This is a genomic window from Xenorhabdus cabanillasii (assembly GCF_003386665.1).
Lineage (GTDB): Bacteria > Pseudomonadota > Gammaproteobacteria > Enterobacterales > Enterobacteriaceae > Xenorhabdus > Xenorhabdus cabanillasii.
On record NZ_QTUB01000001.1, the window covers coordinates 3,529,747 to 3,552,587 of the forward strand.

16 protein-coding genes are annotated in these 22,841 nt (G+C 40.2%); 9 read left to right on the forward strand and 7 right to left on the reverse strand.

Going from position 1 to position 22,841, the window contains the following annotated elements; genetic code table 11:
• Positions 1–41: 41 nt before the first annotated feature.
• Together pntB and pntA are read right to left on the reverse strand one after the other, a co-directional pair.
• A complete protein-coding gene (pntB, locus tag BDD26_RS15800) occupies positions 42–1,430 on the reverse strand; it encodes a Re/Si-specific NAD(P)(+) transhydrogenase subunit beta (RefSeq protein ID WP_115827091.1) in 1,389 nt (462 codons plus the stop codon).
• 10 nt (positions 1,431–1,440) lie between these two features.
• Positions 1,441–2,970 (reverse strand): Re/Si-specific NAD(P)(+) transhydrogenase subunit alpha, encoded by a 1,530-nt coding sequence (gene pntA, locus BDD26_RS15805; RefSeq protein WP_115827092.1) that lies wholly within the window; start codon positions 2,968–2,970, stop codon positions 1,441–1,443.
• Between the two features lie 716 nt (positions 2,971–3,686).
• Here pntA and BDD26_RS15810 point away from each other — a divergent pair.
• The 8 genes from BDD26_RS15810 (at position 3,687) to BDD26_RS15850 (ending at position 13,793) form a co-directional block, all read left to right on the forward strand.
• A complete protein-coding gene (locus BDD26_RS15810; protein ID WP_115827093.1) occupies positions 3,687–4,052 on the forward strand; it encodes a LecA/PA-IL family lectin in 366 nt (121 codons plus the stop codon).
• Positions 4,053–4,178: 126 nt separating this feature from the next.
• A complete protein-coding gene (rhuM, locus tag BDD26_RS15815; RefSeq protein WP_304364615.1) occupies positions 4,179–4,619 on the forward strand; it encodes a RhuM family protein in 441 nt (146 codons plus the stop codon).
• A gap of 513 nt (positions 4,620–5,132) precedes the next feature.
• Positions 5,133–6,086 carry a DUF1471 family protein YdgH gene (gene ydgH, locus BDD26_RS15825; RefSeq protein WP_038269230.1) on the forward strand — a complete coding sequence of 318 codons (954 nt, stop codon included), beginning with the start codon at positions 5,133–5,135 and terminating at the stop codon, positions 6,084–6,086.
• Between the two features lie 482 nt (positions 6,087–6,568).
• Positions 6,569–7,960, forward strand: coding sequence for a basic amino acid/polyamine antiporter (locus BDD26_RS15830; RefSeq protein WP_038269231.1), 1,392 nt, complete (start codon positions 6,569–6,571; stop codon positions 7,958–7,960).
• Between the two features lie 840 nt (positions 7,961–8,800).
• Positions 8,801–9,340, forward strand: a complete 540-nt coding sequence (locus BDD26_RS15835; protein WP_038269232.1) for a fimbrial protein — start codon at positions 8,801–8,803, stop codon at positions 9,338–9,340.
• Positions 9,341–9,456: 116 nt separating this feature from the next.
• Positions 9,457–10,143, forward strand: a complete 687-nt coding sequence (locus tag BDD26_RS15840; RefSeq protein ID WP_115827094.1) for a fimbrial biogenesis chaperone — start codon at positions 9,457–9,459, stop codon at positions 10,141–10,143.
• Positions 10,144–10,183: 40 nt separating this feature from the next.
• Positions 10,184–12,724, forward strand: coding sequence for a fimbria/pilus outer membrane usher protein (locus tag BDD26_RS15845; protein ID WP_115827095.1), 2,541 nt, complete (start codon positions 10,184–10,186; stop codon positions 12,722–12,724).
• Between the two features lie 49 nt (positions 12,725–12,773).
• Positions 12,774–13,793, forward strand: a complete 1,020-nt coding sequence (locus tag BDD26_RS15850; RefSeq protein WP_038269235.1) for a fimbrial protein — start codon at positions 12,774–12,776, stop codon at positions 13,791–13,793.
• Positions 13,794–13,993: 200 nt separating this feature from the next.
• Here BDD26_RS15850 and hrpA read toward each other — a convergent pair whose 3' ends face one another.
• Positions 13,994–17,899 carry an ATP-dependent RNA helicase HrpA gene (hrpA, locus tag BDD26_RS15855; RefSeq protein WP_115827577.1) on the reverse strand — a complete coding sequence of 1,302 codons (3,906 nt, stop codon included), beginning with the start codon at positions 17,897–17,899 and terminating at the stop codon, positions 13,994–13,996.
• 240 nt (positions 17,900–18,139) lie between these two features.
• Between hrpA and BDD26_RS15860 the strand changes: the two genes are divergently transcribed.
• On the forward strand, positions 18,140–18,778 hold the full coding sequence (locus BDD26_RS15860) for an FMN-dependent NADH-azoreductase (RefSeq protein ID WP_038269236.1): 639 nt from the start codon (positions 18,140–18,142) through the stop codon (positions 18,776–18,778).
• 31 nt (positions 18,779–18,809) lie between these two features.
• Here the strand turns inward: BDD26_RS15860 and BDD26_RS15865 are convergent, their stop codons facing one another.
• The 4 genes from BDD26_RS15865 to BDD26_RS15880 form a co-directional block, all read right to left on the reverse strand.
• Positions 18,810–19,130: a YdbL family probable chaperone protein gene (locus BDD26_RS15865; RefSeq protein ID WP_038269237.1), complete on the reverse strand. Its 321-nt coding sequence runs from the start codon at positions 19,128–19,130 to the stop codon at positions 18,810–18,812.
• Positions 19,131–19,141: 11 nt separating this feature from the next.
• Entirely contained in the window at positions 19,142–19,351 is a 210-nt protein-coding gene (locus BDD26_RS15870) for a YnbE family lipoprotein (RefSeq protein WP_038269238.1), read from the reverse strand.
• A 79-nt stretch (positions 19,352–19,430) separates the two neighbouring features.
• Positions 19,431–19,937: a DUF4334 domain-containing protein gene (locus tag BDD26_RS15875; RefSeq protein ID WP_115827096.1), complete on the reverse strand. Its 507-nt coding sequence runs from the start codon at positions 19,935–19,937 to the stop codon at positions 19,431–19,433.
• A gap of 320 nt (positions 19,938–20,257) precedes the next feature.
• A complete protein-coding gene (locus BDD26_RS15880) occupies positions 20,258–22,753 on the reverse strand; it encodes a YdbH family protein (RefSeq protein WP_342353471.1) in 2,496 nt (831 codons plus the stop codon).
• Between the last annotated feature and the right edge of the window lie 88 nt (positions 22,754–22,841).

Genomic DNA, 22,841 nt, shown 5'->3' on the forward strand with positions numbered 1-22,841 from the left:
TATACGAAGCTCTCAAATTTAATTCGATTAAATATATTCAATCATAGTGCACGTAATATTGCTTCAACACTTGCTTTGGCATCACCAAATAGCATTTGTGTATTTTCTTTAAAGAATAATGGGTTTTGCACGCCTGCATATCCGGTATTCATAGATCGTTTAAAAACAATCACATTTTGCGCTTTCCAAACTTCCAATACAGGCATTCCAGCAATCGGGCTGTTTGGATCTTCCTGTGCCGCAGGGTTTACTGTGTCATTGGCACCAATAACCAGAACTGTATCTGTTTCAGAAAAGTCATCATTAATTTCTTCCATTTCCAAAACAATGTCGTAAGGCACTTTAGCTTCAGCCAGTAATACGTTCATATGACCAGGCAAACGCCCTGCTACTGGATGGATACCAAAACGTACGTTGATTCCTTTTTCACGCAATTTTGCTGTGATGTCATGTACCGGATATTGTGCCTGAGCAACAGCCATTCCATAGCCCGGAGTAATAATAACTGAAACCGAATTTTTCAATAGTTCAGCAACGTCTTCTGCGGTTGTTTCACGATATTCCCCCATTTCCTGATTATCATCCGTTAAGACTCCATCACTACCAAAACCACCGGCAATCACACTAATAAAGGAACGATTCATCGCCTTGCACATAATATAAGAGAGGATCGCACCAGAAGAACCCACTAAAGCACCAGTTACAATCAGTAAGTCATTACTTAACATGAATCCTGCCGCAGCGGCCGCCCAGCCTGAATATGAGTTCAGCATGGAAATAACAACCGGCATATCTGCCCCGCCGATGGATGCCACCAAATGCCAGCCAAAAGCTAATGCGATTACCGTCATGATAAGCATAGTGAAAACCTGGAAACCGACGCTTTCTGTTTTGATAAAGCTAATCATCAACACAAAAGAGACAATCAAAGCAGCCAGATTAAGTTTATGGCGATGCGGTAACATTAATGGCCTGGAGGAAATTTTTCCGCGTAATTTACCAAATGCCACAACCGAACCAGTGAAGGTCACTGCCCCAATGAAGATCCCAAGGAAAACTTCTGTCAGATGAATATTTTCCATAATGGCGTCAGCAAAAATATCGTGGGCCATAAAGCTATTGAACCCAACCAGAACAGCAGCTAAACCCACAAAACTATGCAAAATGGCGACTAATTCTGGCATTTCAGTCATCTCTACTTTTTTAGCGAGACGGGTTCCAATGACTGCCCCAATAATCATTGCCAGAATAATCCAGCCAACGTTACCTGTATCCGGCCCTAAGATGGTTGCAATCAGGGCAATTGCCATCCCGGTTATGCCAAAGATATTGCCTCGCTTGGAACTTTCATGGCGAGAAAGCCCTGCAAGACTGAAAATGAATAAGATAGCGGCAACAATATATGCCGCAGTGACTACTCCATTCGACATAAGTTACCCCTTATCCTTTACGAAACATTTTTAGCATACGTTGTGTAACAGTGAACCCGCCAAAAATATTGATACTGGCAATCAACACTGCAATGAAAGAGAAGAAACTTACCCATCCACCTTCGCCTATTTGTAATACTGCTCCGACCACAATAATCCCGGAAATGGCATTAGTGACAGACATTAGTGGAGTATGTAGTGAATGACTGACATTCCAGACAACGTAATATCCAACCACGCAAGACAGAGCAAATACGGTAAAGTGGGACAGAAACTCTTTCGGAGCAACACTTGCTAACCAACCAAAAAGGATAATGGTCAATGCCAGTAACCCATACTTCAGCCACGGAGATTTAGGGGTTTCTGCTGGTTTAGTTGCTTTCTTGGTAACATCAGGTTTGGCGGGTTGAGCTGAGACCTGGATTGGTGGCGCAGGCCAGGTGATCTCTCCTTCTTTAATGACGGTGACACCACGAATAACAATATCATCGAAATCAATGGCAATTTCACCATTTTTCTCTTTGCACAGCAATTTCATCAGGTTCACTAAGTTAGTGCTGTATAATTGTGATGATTGGGTAGGTAAACGGCTAGGTAAATCAGTATAACCAATGATCTTGACGCCATTATCTGTCACAACAAGTTTGTCGGCTTCTGTAAGTTCACAGTTTCCTCCATTTTGTGCCGCCAGATCGACAATCACACTACCCCGTTTCATTGACTCCACCATTTCTTTGGTAATCAGTTTTGGTGCAGGTTTACCCGGAATCAATGCGGTTGTAACAATAATATCAACCTCTTTTGCTTGGGCAGCAAACAGTTCCATTTCGGCCTTGATAAAGGCTTCTGACATCACTTTTGCATAACCATCCCCACTTCCCGCTTCCTCTTTGAAGTTTAACTCCAAAAATTCAGCGCCCATACTTTGAACCTGTTCCTTAACTTCCGGGCGAGTATCAAAAGCACGGACAATCGCACCGAGACTACCTGCCGCTCCGATAGCAGCAAGACCAGCAACACCAGCACCAATAATCATAACCTTAGCTGGTGGTACTTTGCCGGCAGCAGTAATCTGGCCAGTAAAGAAACGGCCAAATTCATGCGCTGCTTCAACAATGGCACGATAACCAGCAATATTTGCCATTGAACTCAGAGCATCTAATGATTGGGCGCGGGAGATCCGTGGGACGGCATCCATTGCCAGAACAGTTATTTTGCGTTTTGCTAATTTTTCCATTAATTCAGGATGTTGTGCTGGCCAGATAAAACTGATTAATGTTGCACCTTCCTTCATTAACTCAATTTCTTTCTCTTCCGGAGCATTTACTTTAAAAATAATGTCTGATTGCCAAACCTCATAATGCTCTGCAATGTCAGCCCCGGCTTTCTGATAAGCAACATCATCAAAACTGGCAAGAGCTCCTGCTTTTGTTTCAATTTTTACATTAAATCCTAACTTCCGTAATTGCTCCACTGTTGATGGTGTGGCAGCAACGCGAGCTTCATTGGGAAATTGCTCTTTTGGTACACCAATATGCATAATGTTTCCTTCTTTAAGGATTAAAATATTGCTGATTATTACCTGTTGAAGCCAATTTAACGATTAGATTGTTTTTATTACTACTATCAGTAAAACCTCTCAATGAGATTTATCAACAAAAACATCAAATGATAGAAAATGAAATAATACCATCAAGGTAACATAAGCATTCTGAAAGACAATATTTCTGAAAAATAAAATAACCTTCAATGTAATCGATGATAGTTTTTATATAAATCACTATTTTCATTAAAACTCTTGGCGTCATGTGCCAAAAACAGATAAGCAGTTATTTAAATAGAATAAATTCTTGCGACAATAAGTTATATTTGCATCATCTTAAAGATGAGATATCTAATCTTTTATTTTTGTACATGCGGGATTTTCCCATATCTAATTCCTGCGCCCTGCGGGAAATGAGGGATATCAAGGAGTTAAAAGGTAAAAAATCTCACCTTTACGTAACCAGTTGATTTTATGTAATTCCTGCACGGAGCGGGAATTTAATTAAATCAATAGGTTAAAAGAGGAAGAAGACGCATCTTTGCCAAGTTTTATCAGCAATGAGAATGGATTTTATGGATGTCCTATCAACCATTCTGTGCCACCCTAACCCAAGAAACACCTTCTAGTATTGATTAACCGATTTTATTGATGTTCACAGGCGGAGAAACATCTCCCTCAGAAAGTTATAAAAATATATTGGAGGTAATATTATGTATGATTGGTCTGGAACTGTTTCTGGAAAACTTAAACAAGGTCAACCCACTGGACTTGTACTCAAAAAAGGGGATGTGATCTCTGTTATTGCTTCAGGATGGGTGCGGTATGCCAATGATCACCGTCCGAACCCTTGGTCTGCCCCTCAAGGGGCTCCACCTAATCCCCCTGGGAGTGCTTTAGCTGCAAAAATTGGTGATAAGACCTATGAAATTGGCAATGGTATACTCCACAGAACCGTTCCCATAGATGGGGAATTAACTCTTTTATTTTTAGATACCCATTATGGAGATAATTCCGGTGACTTTTATGTTAACGTTAAAGTAGAGTCACGTTATTCTCCTCTCCAGGAAATAAAATAAATAATCTCTATATCTAACCCGCAACCTTCTGCGGGTTTATCATTTCCATTAATAATAACCCATAAATACCGTTTTAATTAGAAACAATATTTTTTATTGCAGCCTGTGTGAATTCGTTACGCCGTTATCTCACAGATTAGGGAATTTCTGATCAAAATTGATCGGGCAAATCATCGTGAAGATAACATGGGACTTTACTTCATAAGCGGAACTTTTCCCACCAAAAACGAAATTGAAGTTGGTAAAAATTATCTCAAGCCTGATGAGTTATATCGCTTACATCTACTTTCTGAACAGTTTCTACTTTACGCAGAATCTACAGCCCTTCAAGGGAAGGCGATGACAATGCACTCACTTCATGCTCAACTAGACAGGTTGCTAACTCTAAATGACTACGATGTTTTCCCTGGATATCAAGATTACCTAAAAGACACAGCATTAGATCATGCAAGACAAGAATTTGAAAGGTATAAGAAAAAGAAAATAATTGAAGATGCTGGCTATACATATGATGAAGAACTTGTTGAATTAGGAGAGTATGATTTTCTCTTCGAAGACGAATCTTAAATTGTCTAATTCTCACTAAAGAATACCCTCAGTGAATCAGGCTGGTCAATTTAGACCCGTTTACCCTGAATCCGATCCCCTTTTCCGTTCCAACGATACTTAAATTGAAATATAATTTTTCTTTTAGGTGTCACACGAACGGACAAACCGTCTCTATCGGATTTGGTAATCATTTTTTCTTGGTGTTTGCCATTGGCAGAGCGAAGCCATGAGTCAGTAATTGGCACAACATTGTCCTCAAAAAATAGTATTATTTTTAATGTAGATTATGTACGTATTAATGTACACATTGTTCATGAAATAACATGAATACCCATGAATAATGCTGAATATTACAGGGGTGATAATGGAAGAATAATACTTTAAAATCAATTTATTACATTGAATCAAATGAATATATATGTAACCATAGGAATATATAGCATTATTAATGTAATAATTACGACCTGTGTGATACAGAACAATGTTCAGCACGTTATAAATATTTTAATGCGCAAGGCGAAAGGATTTTTTATGAAGCTGAAAACCACGATCATCACAACGGTGATGTTCTCATTAACAACAATTACCGCAGCACATGCAGCAAAAGAGTTAACACCAAAGCAGGCTGCTGAACTTAAGCCATTTGAACGAATCGCAGTAACCGGACGTTTTAATGCAATTTATGAAGCAGCAGATGCGGTTTCCCGTCAGGCTGATAAAAAGGGTGCTGATAGTTTCTATATTCAGAGTCTGGACGATTTTAATGGCAGTGGTAATTTACGGGTTGTTGCTGATTTGTATCATAAAGATGCAGAAAAAATAGATAAAACCACTCAATATCGCATTTATCGTGGGATCAAAGAATTACCTAAAACCGAAGCTGTCACTTTGGAACCTTTCGATACAGTGACAGTAAGTGGTTATTTTCCGACTGATCCTGATCTGAAAGAGGCTCTTGCCAAAGCAACTAAAAAGAAAAATGCCGCCTCTTTCTTTATTGTTCGTGATATTGCCCCGAACAATGGTGGTAATCAGGTAGTTACAGCCTACATCTATAAAGAAGATGCACCCAAACGCCAAGTACAATCTGATAAGGCAGTGATCCCAGCCGATTCCGATGCGGGACGTCAGGCTTTAGCACAAGGTGGAGAAGCTGCTGAGAAAGTTGAAATTCCGGGTGTTGCTTCGTCAACATCAACCAGCAATGTTATTGGTCGCTTTTTTGAAACCCAGTCATCAAAAAGTAGTCGTTACACTGTAACCCTGCCTAACGGAACAAAAATTGAAGAATTGAATAAAGCATCTGCGGCTCAGATGGTGCCTTTTGATTCCATCACTTTCTCTGGCTATTACACAACTGCACCTGAAGTGTCTTATCAGGTTGCTAAACGTGCAGCAGAAAAAGGGGCAAAATACTACCATATTACGAGAGAATGGCAGTCTAATGGTGGCAACGTTACCATTAGCGCAGATTTATTTAAATAATCAATTTATTTCTCAAGTCAATTTATGAAAGAGGCACCCTAATAATGTGTGCCTCTTTTTCTTCTATAGATCGCTTTTGTCATATCCATAAAATTCATTATTTAGCCTTCATTTACACGATTTTCATAACTGTTTATTATTTGTTTCACAAAAGTAAATTCAAGTTTGTATCATTAAAAATGTTTATATTATGAACATCTGCTTATTTTTTAATAATATAGAGAGAAACAGAAAAGTCATTTGTAATTTATTTAATTAGAGGAAAATATATTTTTATGCATAATTTTTATATTTTTTTGCATAGTCACCCATTGCATACAATCCCTTCACTCCGTAGAATCGCCCTGTTTTTTTAGTTTTAACTACTGAATATTTCTGCATTCCGTAACATGGATGCAATAAATGTCCAATATGTGTTCGATATTCAGAATAAGTATTCTGGCTAATCGTGTTGATTTTATCTTACTTTTAGGAACGTATCTTTGGAAAAGAAATTAGGCCTTACGTCTCTAACAGCACTCGTGCTCAGTTCTATGGTTGGAGCGGGTGTATTCAGCTTGCCACAAAATATGGCATACGCAGGTAGCCCAGCGGCATTAATGCTTGGTTGGGGGATCACAGGCATAGGTATTCTCTTTTTAGCTACGTCTTTACTTTTACTCTCTCGCCTCCGCCCTGATTTGGACGGTGGCATCTTTACTTATGCTAAAGAAGGGTTTGGTGAATTAGTCGGCTTTTGTTCTGCATGGGGATATTGGTTCTGTGCTATTATTGCCAATGTTTCTTATCTGGTGATCGTCTTTGCGGCATTAAGTTTTTTTACTGATACTGAACATTCCGTGATTTTCGGTGATGGAAATACCTGGCAAGCGTTGATTGGTGAATCGATTTTACTTTGGTTCGTTCACTGGCTTGTACTCAGAGGAGTACAAACTGCGGCAGGTGTCAATCAATTGGCCACAATGGCAAAACTGTTACCGTTAGGAATGTTTATCGTTCTGGCTGTCATCGCTTTCAAAATAGACGTATTTACATTCGATTTTACCGGCATTGAGATGGGTGTGCCCGTCTGGCAGCAAGTCAAAGATACTATGCTGATAACCTTATGGGTGTTCATTGGTGTTGAAGGTGCAGTCGTGGTTTCTGGCAGAGCCAAAAAACGTAAAGACATTGGTATTGCAACTATACTGGCTGTTATTTCAGCATTAAGTGTTTACGTGCTTGTTACCCTACTCTCATTGGGATTAGCTACCAGACCTGAATTAGCCGCAATGCGTAACCCTTCTATGGCAAATTTGATGGTAGGGTTAATTGGCTCAGCGGGTGAAATTATTATTGTTGCTGGTTTAATTGTTTCCGTCTGTGGTGCTTATCTGAGCTGGACAATTATGGCGGCAGAAGTCCCTTTTATTGCTTCCCTGCATGGTTCATTTCCTAAGGAATTCAGTAAACAGAATGATAAAAAAGCGCCTGCATCCTCGTTGTGGATCACGAATGGAGCCATTCAGCTTGCATTGGTCTTGATTTGGCTAAGTGGCAGTAATTACAACACATTGCTTTCTATCGCATCAGAAATGATACTTGTTCCATACTTTTTAGTTGGTGCATTTTTAGTAAAAGTAGCATTTGAACGTAGTAATCGAGTTTTATTGTTCATCGCTATCGGTGCTTGTACCTATGGTTTATGGTTACTTTATGCTTCAGGTTTAATGCATCTGCTGCTTTCTGTTATATTGTATGCCCCTGGATTATTGATTTTCCTATATGCACGGAAACAAAACCAGGGATGTAATGGTTTAAATATGTTAGAAAAATCTGCGATTACTATTTTATTACTGACAACGATTCCCTCTACATGGTTACTGATTCATTAGAACCTATTCTTTGCATTCTTTAACTATTCATTAGTCTAAATCACCAGCTAAAATCATGGAGAGAAGCTTACTTCTCTCCTGTTTCAAGCCTTTCTTCTCTTTTTTGTATGATCTCCTGTTGAGCTTTTTTGTTTGCGTTGTTGATGGATATTTTTTATGTTTTGATATATAAGTATGTTGTAACTAACGCGGGGTTTTAAGATCAAAAAACATTCTATTCATAAATATTTATTCTGTTTTATTGTTACAGGATTTTTTAAGGTATCCATTATACAAATAATGTTACATAGGTTATTATTATGAATTAGTTAATTTATGTTAGTTATATTAATCTGTAATCTTGGAAAAACTGGGGTCATCATCTAACTAATGTTAAATATCTGGCATTAATTCCATACGTGGGATATTCATCACAAATAAATAATATTTAGTGAAATATAGAGTAAAAATATAAGATCACAAAAATAAACACTTTTAACTTCATATTTATTTCCTCAGATTTTCTCCAATTAATAATTAATCTTATAAAACAGAATAAAAGCTCATTTACGCTTGAAAAACATTCTATTTTATGAATTACAATGCTATTAATGGAACGTCATCAGAGTAATATTCCAAATATTGTGCTTTGTTGAGTTATTATTTTGATCTTTGTTAATTGAGCGCTACTATATTCTTCGAAATATCTGTCAGATAGAAAATATTAATATCATTTTTTTACCATCTTTCAGGTATCAACTTAATCTACTCATTTGCTGTATTATAATTGTACGGCTTTAATGTTAATTTAATCAGCTATATCCCTGTTGTATTACTACACCAGGGATGGGATATATTAAAATGAAAACCAAGTTAATTATTTCATCCTTATTTGTTTCATCTGTATTTATGTCTCTGGCACATGCCGCAAATGGAAATATTCAGGATGGAGAAATCAGATTTACAGGAAAAGTTATTGCTGATGCATGTAAAATTGATCCAACTTCTAAAAATCAAACTGTAAATATGGGAACTATCAGCACAAATTCATTTAATGGGGTCAATAGCACGGCAGCCGCAACGCACTTCAGTATTAAGCTGACTGACTGCCCAAAAATCAATGAATATGCAAGTGTTAAATTTGATGGTCAACTTGATAATATTAATAATGCACTTTTAGCATTAGACAATTCAAAACCTGGAGCCGCTGACGGGATTGCTGTTGGTATTTATGAACAAAATAGCAACACGCCAATTCCTATGGCAAAGACTTCTTCTCAAAAAATTATTGAAAATCAAAAAATTGAAATGAATTTCATTGCTAAATATGTTGCAACCAAACAAACGATTACTCCTGGTACTGGTAATGCGGTAGCTAACTTCACTATCGTTTACAACTAAAATACATATAGCAAGAATACCTGATAAAACACTATTACCATTTACTATAACCAGTGAATGGTAATAGTGGGATTAATATATAACCATAAAAAATAATATTACCCGGAGCATCTATTTTGAAACACTTTCTTATTTTGATTCTTATTATCATCTACATATTCAGCCCTAATGTTTCTTTTGCCGGAGTCGTTATTGGTGGCACCCGTGTTGTTTATAACAGCGATCGAAAAGAAGCATCAATTTCTATCAGTAATCCAGAAACAGATGTTTCTTATCTTATTCAATCATGGGTTCAGGGAGAAAATGATGAAACTAAAGTACCTTTCATTATCACTCCCCCACTCTTTAAATTAACAGCAGGAAATGAAACTGTATTACGAATTGTAAAAACCGGAGATAATTTACCCAACGATAGAGAATCCCTTTTCTGGCTCAATGTTAAATCTATTCCCGCAATAGTAAAATCTGAACAAAACCAGTTACAAATCACAGTAAAGTCAAAATTTAAGTTATTTTATCGCCCTGCTGATTTAGCAGACAAAGCAAGTATTGCTTATAAGGCACTGAAGTTCAAAATTGAAGGCCATCAACTGACAGCCGAAAACCCGACACCATATTATGTTTCGTTTTCTTACTTAAGTATTGGAAATAGTTCAAAAAGTCATGAAATCCAGCCTGCTGGCATGATCGCTCCCTTTGGTCAGTTAAGCTGGGATATTCCTATTAAGAATATCAATTATGTTTCCTGGAAAACCATCAACGATTTTGGTGGAGTAACGCCAGAAGAAAAACATACATTTTGAGCATAACTTTCATACAATCTATCAAGATTAGAAAATGATTATGGATAACAGCGGTCATTATCTTCAACATAATATTTTTGATAATTTGGTGTTATTTATTAAACCAATTAAGGTGCTTTTATGTGCATTGGCGACTATATGGCTTTTGGTTTCCAATAAGGTTTATGGCGAAGAATATTTCAATATTAATGCACTGGAGAGCCTCTCTGGTCTCTCCGAAGATATTGATCTATCGGTTTTCATGCAAGATGATCAACAACCACCGGGTCGCTATTGGGTTGATATTTATCTGAATCGTGAAAAGATAGATACTGGAAATGTTGATTTCGTTATCGTAAATAATAAGTTATCACCCAAAATTAGACTTGAACAACTCAAAGAGATGGGTGTAAATATTGATTTATTCCCATCTTTGTCTGCTTTACCACCAGAAACTGAAATCACAGATCTTGGTCAATATATCTCCGCTGCATCATCTTCTTTCGATTTCAACAAGCAACGGTTGGATATCAGCATGCCCCAGGCAGTTCTGCATAATAAGGCAAGAGATTATGTTCCTTCTCATCTGTGGCAACAGGGATTAACTTCTTTACATGTTAATTATAGTTATAGTGGTTCAACTAACTGGCTGGATGGCCAGCCCGGATCAACCAGTAATAACTTTCTCAATCTCAGAAGCGGAGCTAACTGGGATGCCTGGCGCTTACGAAATTATTCCACTTACAGTAGCCAAAACAATAAATGGCAAAGTCTGAGCACTTATCTGCAACGTGATATTCATTCCTTAAAAAGCCAACTAATATTTGGTGACAGTTATACACCTTCACCTATTTTCGATGGGTTTCAGTTTCGTGGTATGCAATTAGTTTCAGATGACAATATGCTGCCTGATAGTCTCAGAGGATTTGCACCAACCATACGAGGAATTGCCCAAAGTAATGCTCAAGTAATCATCAAGCAAAATGGTTATATTATCTACGAAACCTATGTTTCTCCCGGCCCTTTTATTATTAATGATTTATATCCAACAACTTCCAGTGGTAATTTAGAGGTTATCGTCAAAGAAGCTGACGGGAAAGAGCATCGTTCTGTACAACCTTTCTCGGCTGTGCCTGTTATGTTACGAGAAAATAGTCTGCGCCATTCTCTGACATTCGGAAAATATCATTCGCCCACTCACCGTGGTAAAGAACCATACTTTATGCAAGGTACAGTCACTTACGGGATTTCCAATAATGTCACTGTATATGGTGGAACGATTCTCTCAAAAAATTATCGCTCTATTGCACTGGGCACAGGTTATAGCCTCTCTGATTGGGGTTCGTTTTCTTTTGATATAACTCACGCAAGGTCAGAACTCGCCCCAAATATTTACTCATTCGGGCAATCATATCGATTTCAATATGCAAAAGATCTTATCCAGACAGGTACTAATTTCACTTTAGCGGGCTATCGTTACTCAACGCATAATTTTTATGATTTTAAAGAAGCCAATGAGTTTGATATTACCAGCAATAACAACTACAACCCCAATAAACGCAGTAAACTGCAATTGTATATCAATCAATCTTTAGGTGATTTAGGCGGTATTTATTTATCTGCTTTTCAACAAGATTATTGGTCACAAAAAGGTCATGAAAGAAATATCAGTGCAGGTTACAGTACCAGTCACAATTCGATCAATTACACATTGAATTACACATACAGCAAGCTGCCGGGCACAAATCACAATGATCAGATTTTATCACTCAACATACAAATTCCGCTTGAACGCTGGCTGAAAAACAGCTGGGCAAGTTATAGCCTGACCAACAGCAGAAAAAAAGAAACATCTCATCAGGTCAGCTTAAATGGTACAGCGCTGGAAGATAATAATCTGACTTATAGCCTTCAGCAAAACTACACTAACCATAACAGGAGTACTGGCGGGAATATAAGCGCAGAATACAAAGGCGCTTACGGTCAGGTTAATGCGGGTTATAGCTATGATAAGCAATCCAGACAATTAAATTATGGTTTAAATGGTGGAATAGTTGTTCATCCCTATGGCATCACCTTATCTCAATCATTGGGAGATACGTTGGTATTAGTGCGAGCCAATGGCGCTAAAGGTATTAAAGTCCAGAATTTCACAGGGATAGCAACTGACTGGAAAGGTTATGCCATTGTTCCTTATGCCAGTAGTTATCGTAAAAACCGTATCTCTTTAGATACTTATTCAATGGGAGATAATGTTGATATCGATATCAGTACGCAAACTATCGTCCCTACCCAAGGTGCACTGACTTTAGCCAATTTCCAGACCCGCATTGGTTATCGTGCGTTACTAATGCTTTCTCACAAAGGCAAAGAGATCCCATTTGGAGCAACAGCCACATTAGTACAACAAAATGAGTCAGATGAACCCAACAGCACTATTGTCAGTAATGATGGACAGGCGTACCTCAGCGGTATTCCTAAGTCTGGACAGATATGGGTGAAATGGGGCCACAAAGATGCTCAAGAATGCCGTGTTAATTATCAGCTCCCGGAGAAAACACCAGGGTCTGGCCTGTACATGCTGAACGCCGACTGTGAATAACAGAAATTGAACATTTGTTTGATATTATTACATATTATGGAAATAAGTTATGGTTAACGGCTTAAAATTATTATTGGCGAACATATTTATCATCGGCATGATGAGCAGTTTTGCCAGTCAGGCCAATTATGAGAGTTATGATTGTCGATATTCGCTGGATTTTCATTCCGGCACAACACGAGTCTCTTTTGGCTCTCATATAGTTATACCCAAAAATCATCCAATTGGGACAACGATAAAGGAAATCCGTTTAGACCAACTGGGTACAAAAGGTCATGTCGTCTATTGCAATAGATTAGTTCCTGCATCATGGGATAAACCCGATTTTGCTCCTGCACATTATAATAATGATGCAATTTATGAATCCGGTGTACCGGGTGTTGGCATTCGTATCAACAATTGGGGGCCGACTAACTATGGTATTGATTGGTTTCCTCGAAAATCAACTACCCCATTCACCTGTCCTCCTCCTCCTCGGTGGCCTGATTACAAATATTATTGTGGCCAAACATGGGGGTATTTGACGGTTCAATTAATCAAAATTGCGCCCACTACGGGTTCAGGGATAATTGAAGGACGGATCCTGACCAGAGCCAGGTTTGGGTACGGCAATATTGTTCATTCTTTTTACTTAGCAGAAACACGTGTTGTTACTCCGACTCCGAGTTGTTCCCTTACCCGTAAAACAATGCTAGTCAATATGGGAGAAGTCAGAGCGAGTGAGTTTCGTGGTATAAATAGTACCGCCGGGACAAAAGATTTCCGCTTAGAATTTGATTGCGATCCAAACGCCAAAGTCAACATAGTACTGGATGGACGCCCGGCAAAAAGTGGTATCAATAATATATGGGCATTGGATTACAGTAGTGACAACGTCACGGCAACGGGGATTGGTCTGCAAATTTTGTTTTACAATCAACTATTAGAGATGCGTAAACCGATTAAAGCAAATGCTGAATACGTAACACACTTTTCGTTTCCACTACGAGCACGTTACATTCAGACTCACCCACGGATCACACCCGGAAAAGCGGATGTAACAACAACAGTTACGTTGACTTATGAATAAGTAAATAATTTCTTTCTTCTTTCTGATGGTGGCATAAATATTTTCTGTGCCACCATCAGTAGTTTTGAATACCTAAAAGTATGTTGTAACTATAAATAACACGTTGGACATTTCAATTATAAATTTTGTTGATATTTTATTTTCAATGTAGAAATGGGGCCTTAGCGCCTTGACGATCAAAACGCGAAGCCCCTGAAACATTACGCAACGATATTTTCCATCGCCTGCAAAATACGCTTATCAGATATCGGATACGCTGTACCCAATTGTTGAGCGAACAGACTGATACGCAGTTCTTCGATCATCCAGCGGATCTCTTTCACTTCCGGCAATTGCTTCTGCTGGACAGAAAGCTTCGCTAACCACCGCTGCCATTGTTGTTGGATATTTTCAATCCGGCTCATGTGTGCCCTATCCTTGTTTGGATCAGTCGCCAGTTTTTCCAACCGACGTTCGATACCATTCAGGTAACGCAGAACATCCGCCAGACGTTTCCAGCCGTGGGTTGTGACAAATCCTTTAAAGACCAAACCAGAAATTTGTTCTTTAATATCGGATAAAGCCAGTGCCAGAGCGATATCGACCCGCCCTTTCAAACGCTTATTAATAGCAAAAACCGTCGTCAGGATCTGTTCTACCTGTTTGGCAATTTCAACCACTGTATCATTCAAATCGGCACGAACTTTATTCTGTAAACTTGCAAACGCCTGTTCATTCCATGCTGGCCCGCCATTTTCTGCGATTAATCTGTCTACGCCACTGGAAATACAGTCATCAATCAAATCCAACACTTTTCCATACGGGTTGAAATAGAGACCAAGTTTGGATTTATTCGGCAACTTTTCGTGCAGGTATTTAATCGGTGAAGGAATATTCAATAGCAGTAATCGACGAGTTCCCTCCCACATCGCATTTTGCTGTTCAGACTCCGTTTCAAACAATTTAATACCAATACTGTCTTTCTCATCCACCAACGCAGGAAATGCTTTAACGGAATAGCCACCGCGTTTCTGCTCATAGCGCTCAGGCAGCACTCCAAAACTCCAGATATGTAGCCCGCTTTGCTCAATGCCATCATCTGCTACCGCCGAAAGTGTTTCCTGTACTTTATCTTTCAGTTTCAGCTTCAGTGCCGAAAGATCTTTTCCTTCCGCCAGGGTTTTATTTTTTTCACCAATAATGCGGAAAGTCATTTTCAAGTGATCAGGAACCTGCTTCGGTTGCCACTCATCACGTGGCACCGCCACGCCTGTCATGCGACGAAGTTCTTTCTCAAGACTATCCAGCAAAGTCGCCTGTGGCTGCGTTACTCGCTCCAAAAATGCCTGCGCATAATTCGGTGCGGGAACAAAATTACGCCGGGTTGGTTTCGGCAGCGATTTAATCAATGCCACAACCAACTCACGGCGAATTCCTGGAATTTGCCAGTCAAAACTTTCATCCCTGACCTGATTTAATACCGGTAACGGAATATGTATAGTGACACCATCCGCATCAGTTCCCGGTTCAAATTGATATGTTAGGCGGAATTTCAAATTATCCTGATACCAGTAATTCGGATAATCCAACGCACTGATTTTATTGGTATCGCCTTTAATCAACATGCTCTTTTCAAAATTGAGCAGTTCCGGCTGATCTTTACTTATAGTTTTCCACCAGCGATCGAAATGGCGGGAAGAAACCACGTCTTTGCCAATTCGTTGATCGTAAAAACTAAATAAAGTCTCATCATCCACCAGAATATCCCGGCGACGAGATTTATGTTCCAGCTCTTCAATTTCTTCACGTAACTTGAGATTAGCGCGGAAGAATGAATGACGAGTCTGCCAATCCCCTTCCACCAGTGCATGGCGGATAAATAATTCACGGCATAGCATCGGATCAATCTGACTGTAATTGACCAAACGACCTGCCACAATCGGCAAGCCATATAATGTCACTTTTTCTGATGCCATGACCGCACCTTGAGATTTCTGCCAGTGCGGTTCGCTATAGTGACGTTTGATTAAATGAGCTGCCAGAGGCTCTATCCATTCCGGTTCAATGCGCGCAGCAATACGCCCCCAAAGCCGGCTGGTCTCTACCAATTCAGCGACCATCGCCCACTTAGGCGGTTTTTTAAATAATCCAGAGCCGGGAAATACAGAGAACCGGGCATTACGGGCACCGGTATATTCTTGTTTCTCCATATCTTTCTGACCTATATGAGATAATAATCCTGTCAGTAACGCAATGTGAATGCTGCGATAATCCGCTTCCTGACTGTTGACTGGAATACCAATCTCTTTGACAACCTGCCGGAGCTGAGTGTAAACATCCTGCCACTCCCTGACCCGCAGATAATTCAGGTAATCCTGACGGCAAAGTTTGCGAAACTGGGAGCTGGAAAGTGCTTTTTGCTGTTCTGCCAGAAAATCCCACAATTTCAGGAAAGCGATAAAGTCGGAATCTTTATCGGCAAAACGACGATGTTTTTCATCCGAAGCCTGCTGTTTTTCCAGTGGCCTTTCCCGCGGATCCTGAATGGATAATGCTGAAGTAATCACCATCACTTCCCGCACACAACCATGAGTTCGTGCTTCCAATACCATACGAGCCAGACGAGGATCGACAGGCAATTGTGCAAGCTGCCGTCCTATTTGTGTCAGCCGGTAAATCCCGCCAGATGAGGTTTCCGTATCAATGGCACCAAGTTCTTCCAACAAACGGACACCATCCTGGATGTTGCGTTTATCCGGTGCTTCAACAAATGGAAAAGCACTGATATCTCCTAAGCCAATCGAGGTCATCTGCAAAATAACCGATGCCAGATTGGTGCGCAGAATTTCAGGATCGGTAAATTCCGGGCGGGATAAGTAATCTTCTTCTGAATAGAGTCGAATACAGATCCCATCAGAAACACGACCACAGCGGCCTTTACGTTGATTTGCTGATGCTTGTGAAATTGGCTCTATCGGCAAACGTTGAACTTTAGTCCGATAACTATAACGGCTAATACGTGCGTACCCGGTATCGATGACATATTTTATTCCGGGGACAGTCAATGATGTTTCTGCGACGTTAGTTGCCAGTATAATGCGTCGCCCAACATGTGGTTGGAAGATCCGGTTCTGTTCGCTATTGGACAGACGGGCAAACAGCGGCAACACTTCAGTATGCGGAAAATTCTGTTTATTGAGTGCATCCGCAGTATCGCGGATTTCCCGCTCCCCGCTCATAAAGACCAAAATATCACCAGAGCTTTCCCGGCTTAACTCATTTACCGCATCAATAATAGCCTCCAGCTGATCCCGATCACTGTCATTATCATCACCTGCCACCGGACGGTAACGGACTTCCACCGGATAAGTACGGCCTGACACTTCAATAATCGGAGCATTATTGAAGTGGCGGGAGAATCGTTCAGGGTCGATAGTCGCGGAGGTAATAATGACTTTCAAATCAGGGCGTTTCGGCAATAACTGACGCAGATAACCTAAGATAAAATCAATGTTCAGACTACGTTCATGCGCTTCATCAATAATCAGCGTATCGTATTGCAATAGCAAACGATCCTGCTGCAATTCAGCCAGCAAAATACCGTCAGTCATCAATTTGACCAGCGTATTGTCACTAACCTGATCATTAAAGCGAACTTTGTAACCCACTGTTGAACCAAGCGGTGTTTCCAGTTCATCCGCAATACGGCTGGCAACCGAACGAGCCGCTAAACGACGGGGCTGAGTATGACCAATCAGTCCTTTTACCCCTCTGCCCAATTCAAGACATATTTTCGGGATCTGGGTGGTTTTACCGGAGCCTGTTTCCCCTGCAATAATGACAACCTGGTTATCCCTGATTGCTTTATAGATATCTTTTTTCTTCTGGCTGACAGGCAGGTTTTCAGGGTATTTAATCGGAGGACATGCGGTTTGACGATGGGTAATTTTTTGTTTTGCTGCTGCAATATCCGCAGAAATAGATTGAGCTACAGCCTGTAAGGAGGCTTGATTTTTTATTTTTGCTGCTCCTTGCAGACGTTTTTTTAAACGAAACTGATCGCGCAACAGTGTGTGCTCAAGTTCAGCATATAATTCAGCAATTGGTGCTGTCAAAGGTGATTCCACTGTGATAAATCCTTGTGACATTCTTAATTGAGTCGCGTTGTCTTTTTTCTTAACACCGCTTTTAGTTATGTTATTATATATTCGGGTGATAAATCTATTGTTCAATAATTTTGAACGCCAATCTCGAAATATTGAGCTATTGTCTGAATGATAACCTCACTAAAATAGCTAACACATAGAAACAATCGGCAATGTATTAGTGACAATACATTAGTTACTGACGTTATGAAGGAATTAAAAATGAGCAACGTACTGGTTCTGAAATCCAGCATTATGGCGCAAAATTCACAAAGCAATAAAATAGCTGACTCTTTTATCAAAGCCTGGCAGGCCAATCATCCAAATAGTCATATTAGCACACGTGATCTGGCTGCAAATCCGGTTCCGGTACTGGATGGAGAATTAGTCGGTGCGTTGCGTCCAAATGGTGCTGAGCTGACAGAGCGCCAGAAAGCAGCATTAGCCTTGTCAGATGAACTAATCGCAGAATTAAAAGCACACGATGTCATTGTAATTACAGCACCCATGTACAACTTCTCTATTCCAACTCAATTAAAAACCTATTTCGATTTGATTGCTCGTGCAGGTGTTACTTTCCGTTATACCGAAGCAGGCCCGGAAGGTTTGCTAAAAGGAAAACGCGTTATTGTGCTGACCAGCCGTGGTGGTATTCATAAAAACAGCCCGTCCGACTTGATGACCCCATACCTGAGTGTTTTCCTCGGATTTATTGGTATTACTGATGTGGAATTCGTGTTTACCGAAGGCCTGGCTATGGGTGAAGAGTTAGCAAATCAGGCACATCAGAATGCCCGCGATGCAATAACTGAGATAGTCGAAAGAATGACGCAGAAACAACCAGAAAAAATTGTTGCCTAATCAGGCTTAGCGCGTCGAACAAATGGCGCGCTTATTTCTTCACCCAATGACCATTAATACCAAGCACAAACTCCCCTGCTTCTGCACGATTAACTAATTTTTCACCCGCTATTTTCGCCACCTGATCCGTTGTCATATTGTTTTGAGCGGCAATCTCAGCATATCTTTTTTCCCGCTCACTATTGATTTTTCTGACCACGGACAGTGCATCCTGAGAATTCTTGACCGGTGCCAGATAACCGCTGAATGTTTCTCCTACCAGACCTTGCTGTTTTGCTTCATTCAACGTCATACCCATGGCAAAAGCACTGAATAGCAGGCTTAACAAAAGTATTACTCCTGTTTTTTTCATATTCTAGCTCCTTAGAATAAGTCAGCGTTGTTTTTGAGCATATCTTCAATCTGCCGATCGACTTTGATATGAATTTCATGCTCAATTTTGACATTCATATTGATATTGATAGGCTTATCTGGTGTTGCCACTTCCAACCTGACACACCCTGCCAGGCCTGAACAGATCAATACCATACCACTAATGACTATCGAAAATTTGAGTCCACTCTTTGTTATCATTTATCACTCCCATTTTAAGTTAGCAGTTAACCCCATCTGTTGACGGGGTTACAAGAATAAATGGAAATTAGTTATTTTTTTATTTCTCTTCAGTAAATTCAACTGGAAAGTCGGCTAATCTCTCAAGATAGAAATAATAATACTTTCCATTAAAAACAATGTCAGGAAATCCCTCAATGGGCTTCCCATTCATCACTCCAAGCAGGGTGTTATCATCAACTTTCCTGAAGTGATCAAAAATAGGAATACCATCATATATCATTGTTGCAGAAGATTTTCCTCTAAATTCAACTTCCCAAAGTGATGCTTCACCTTTCATTATATGATTGGAAAATAATTTCCCATCATTATTAAAACAAACCAGCGGAATTGCATCAAATTTGCTTTTAAACCATTTACCGAACCAATTCATTTCGATCAATGATTCATGGCCCCAGTGGCCTGTGTTGAAGTCTCCACCTTTCCACTTACTTAATATTTCACCAACCCGCACCTCAGGAAGTGCATCAAAAAAATTAAGCAATTCGCTTTCATCTTCAATTTTTTCTCTGGAACGGAGTTCATCGAAAATCTGTTTGGTATTCATGTTTAACCTCATGATGAAAAATATTAGCGTCATGGTCGTTTAGTAAAGTGTGCGGCATCAATGTAACGCTGTAGCTGCTTATTCGCAAAATTTATCAAAAAGAGGGGTTTCAGGAAGTTCGCACGCCTCAGTTTTTGAAAAAAGAGCTATGGCAGACTTCCGGTCATCTTATGATGTATGGAGAAGATATGTTTTTTGGCGGTGATCAGGAAGAGATACAAAATTACGCGCTAAATGTGTCATAACCTGAAATATCTTCTCGGTCATTGAATAAATCAATGACCGAGTGTTTGGTTCAGAAGTTTAATAAATGAATAATATTAACTACCTGCAGATATATTTTTCTCTAACCATTCTTCCAGATTACTGCCAAAACGCAGACTGCGCCATAACTGGAATATGTTCTCTTCATGGCGATAATTAAGCCTGACTTCTCGTTTTTTATCCACAACTGGATTGACCCCATTGATTTCTGATTGCAGTACCAAAATACCCAGATTATCAAGTGTCACATATGCCTTAGAACGACTAATTTCCAGATAACGCAACCAATCCATCGCCACACCCGCAGTTAAATCATTTTTCCCTATAGAGTCAACCGTATCCTTGTCCAGCCTTAATGTCAGATCGCCATCATTAGCTATCCATCCTTGCTGAATAATCCACTGATTATCATTTAATAACACAGGCAATTCACCGCTGATTTTCCCTGACATGGCAAGTTGTTTAACTTTTAATACGTCGAATAATTTACTCACACTCAACTTGTTAAAGTTCAATACAGCAGCCTGTTTTTGGGGCAGTTGCAATTTATTTAACCTGAGCTTGCCATCCAACATATCAACATTCACATTAGACAAGGTTAGCGGCTGTATTTCAGTCGGAGGATAAAAACCTTGTAAATCCGCTGATACATTGTCCATATCAAATAATCCATTAACAGTCTTTATCCTGAGCTGAACAGGCGACCTTACACCTAATTGCCAGGTACGTTCCTGTAAACGCCACGGCAACACAAAGTCCACCCCACCAACGTTTCCATTCTTCAGCCACATACCCGCATTTTTTACTACCCAGTGCCCTCCTGCACGTAATCCTTGTCCTCTGGCCGCCGAAAATGCGGCTTGTGCATAGATATTCCCACCACGCACGATGAGCCCCAAATCAGCAGGGATCAAAGTTTGAAACGCCAGCAAAGATTGTCTCGGCCAGCGCGCTTCTCCCCTTAGCCTTGTGCCATCCCAACGCCCATAAACGGGTATTGGCCCAATACCCTTCCCGTGCAATTTACCGTTTAACATAAAATTATTGGGTGACTGGCCAGTCAAGGTTGCCCGGAATTCAACGGGAGGCAAAAAACTACCAGAGCGAAAATCCGTTCGCAGGGCAGAAAGTTGTAAATCTCCCATCAATGCAGGTTTAGTCACTGAACGCTCCCATACCAACGGTTTCATCAACTGTAAACGCGGAGCCTTCATCTGTACAAGACCATATTCGATAGTATCAAACCCCGTATTTAGTGCATTTACCGTTATCTGTGATTGCTTCCAGCTTCCTTTACCTGAGATATCCCATTTCGCCTTCAGTGGCGGTAAATCACCATTTCCCCAATAGCGCCAATTCCAGTTTCCCTGATCGGGTATAAAATCTTCGGCATAACCATCAAAATGCAGCCTGAATGTTCCCCAATAACTCTCTTTTGCTGTTACTATCGCCTGTAAGCGGCCGGTGAAACCATTACGGGTTAAATAAGTTCCTGCCAAAGGTAAGCGGGCTTCCTTGACAGTAAAATTTTCACTGACTTTCCCCCAGCCCCGGAATAGTGATCCGGGCTGGAATGTAATTTTAGGTGTAGCCAGTGAACCTGTGACGATTGCCGGCAACGACATCGTTATGATCATTTGCCCTCTGTTCATTTGCCCGGTTAACTGAAGAGGAATATGAGCATTCGTTAAGCTGATTGGTGTCGGTTTTATGGAAAGAACAACATTACCCTTACCAAATTCATTCTGAGTGAGCAGATTCACTCTCCCACTCACCTTCATACCATTAAATCCTTTTTTCCACTGTTCGAGGGTAAGATCCACTCCGCCGGATAACGGTTGAGCCGCACTTATCCAACGCCATTTACCATTCCGGATCACAAATTGAGATTGACTGAATGACCATGGTAATTCAGCCCATAGCTGCGGTTCGTTTTTTTCATGTACATTTTTTTCATGTACATTGTCGGCCTTCGGTTGGGTATGAGTGTTCAGTTGGGTAACTGTGAATTTCCCATTCTGCCCCTGCCATTCCAATTCCATCAGCAAAGGTTCAGAATACTGGCTGCCAGACAACTGCCCCTCTATCCGATGTCCCTGACGTGATGAGTCAAATTTGAGCTTTCCGGCAAATTCCTGCCATGGTGCAGGAACAAAGTGATCAATGACCAATTTAATCGCCGGAATAGAGGACAATATTTCGCTAACAGATATAGATAGTGGCGCAGGCTGTGTATTCGTCGCTGGTAATTGTGATAAACATTGGCTCTGACTATAAACTTCAGCAATATGTAGATCCCAATAGCGCTCTGTACCCTGCTTATTACGCGAGTATCCGGCAGACAAACCGGATATCCTGAGCAATTCACATTCTTGTATCTGCAACGATAAGTGATCGAGCAGTAATATATCCTTTTCCCACTTTGGTTGAGTTAACGAAAGAGTCATCCCCTGTGGCAACCAATGACTGGCAATCAGTGGCAGCCAACGTGGAAGTGTAAACCAACCAATCAACACTGATAATACCAACAGTATTATCATCACTGCGAACACTCTTAATATCCTGGTCATCTGTTCTTGAACTCTTCTTTTCAACCTGAATACAACTTCCTGTTATGATAGTCTCATATCAGATTAGTAA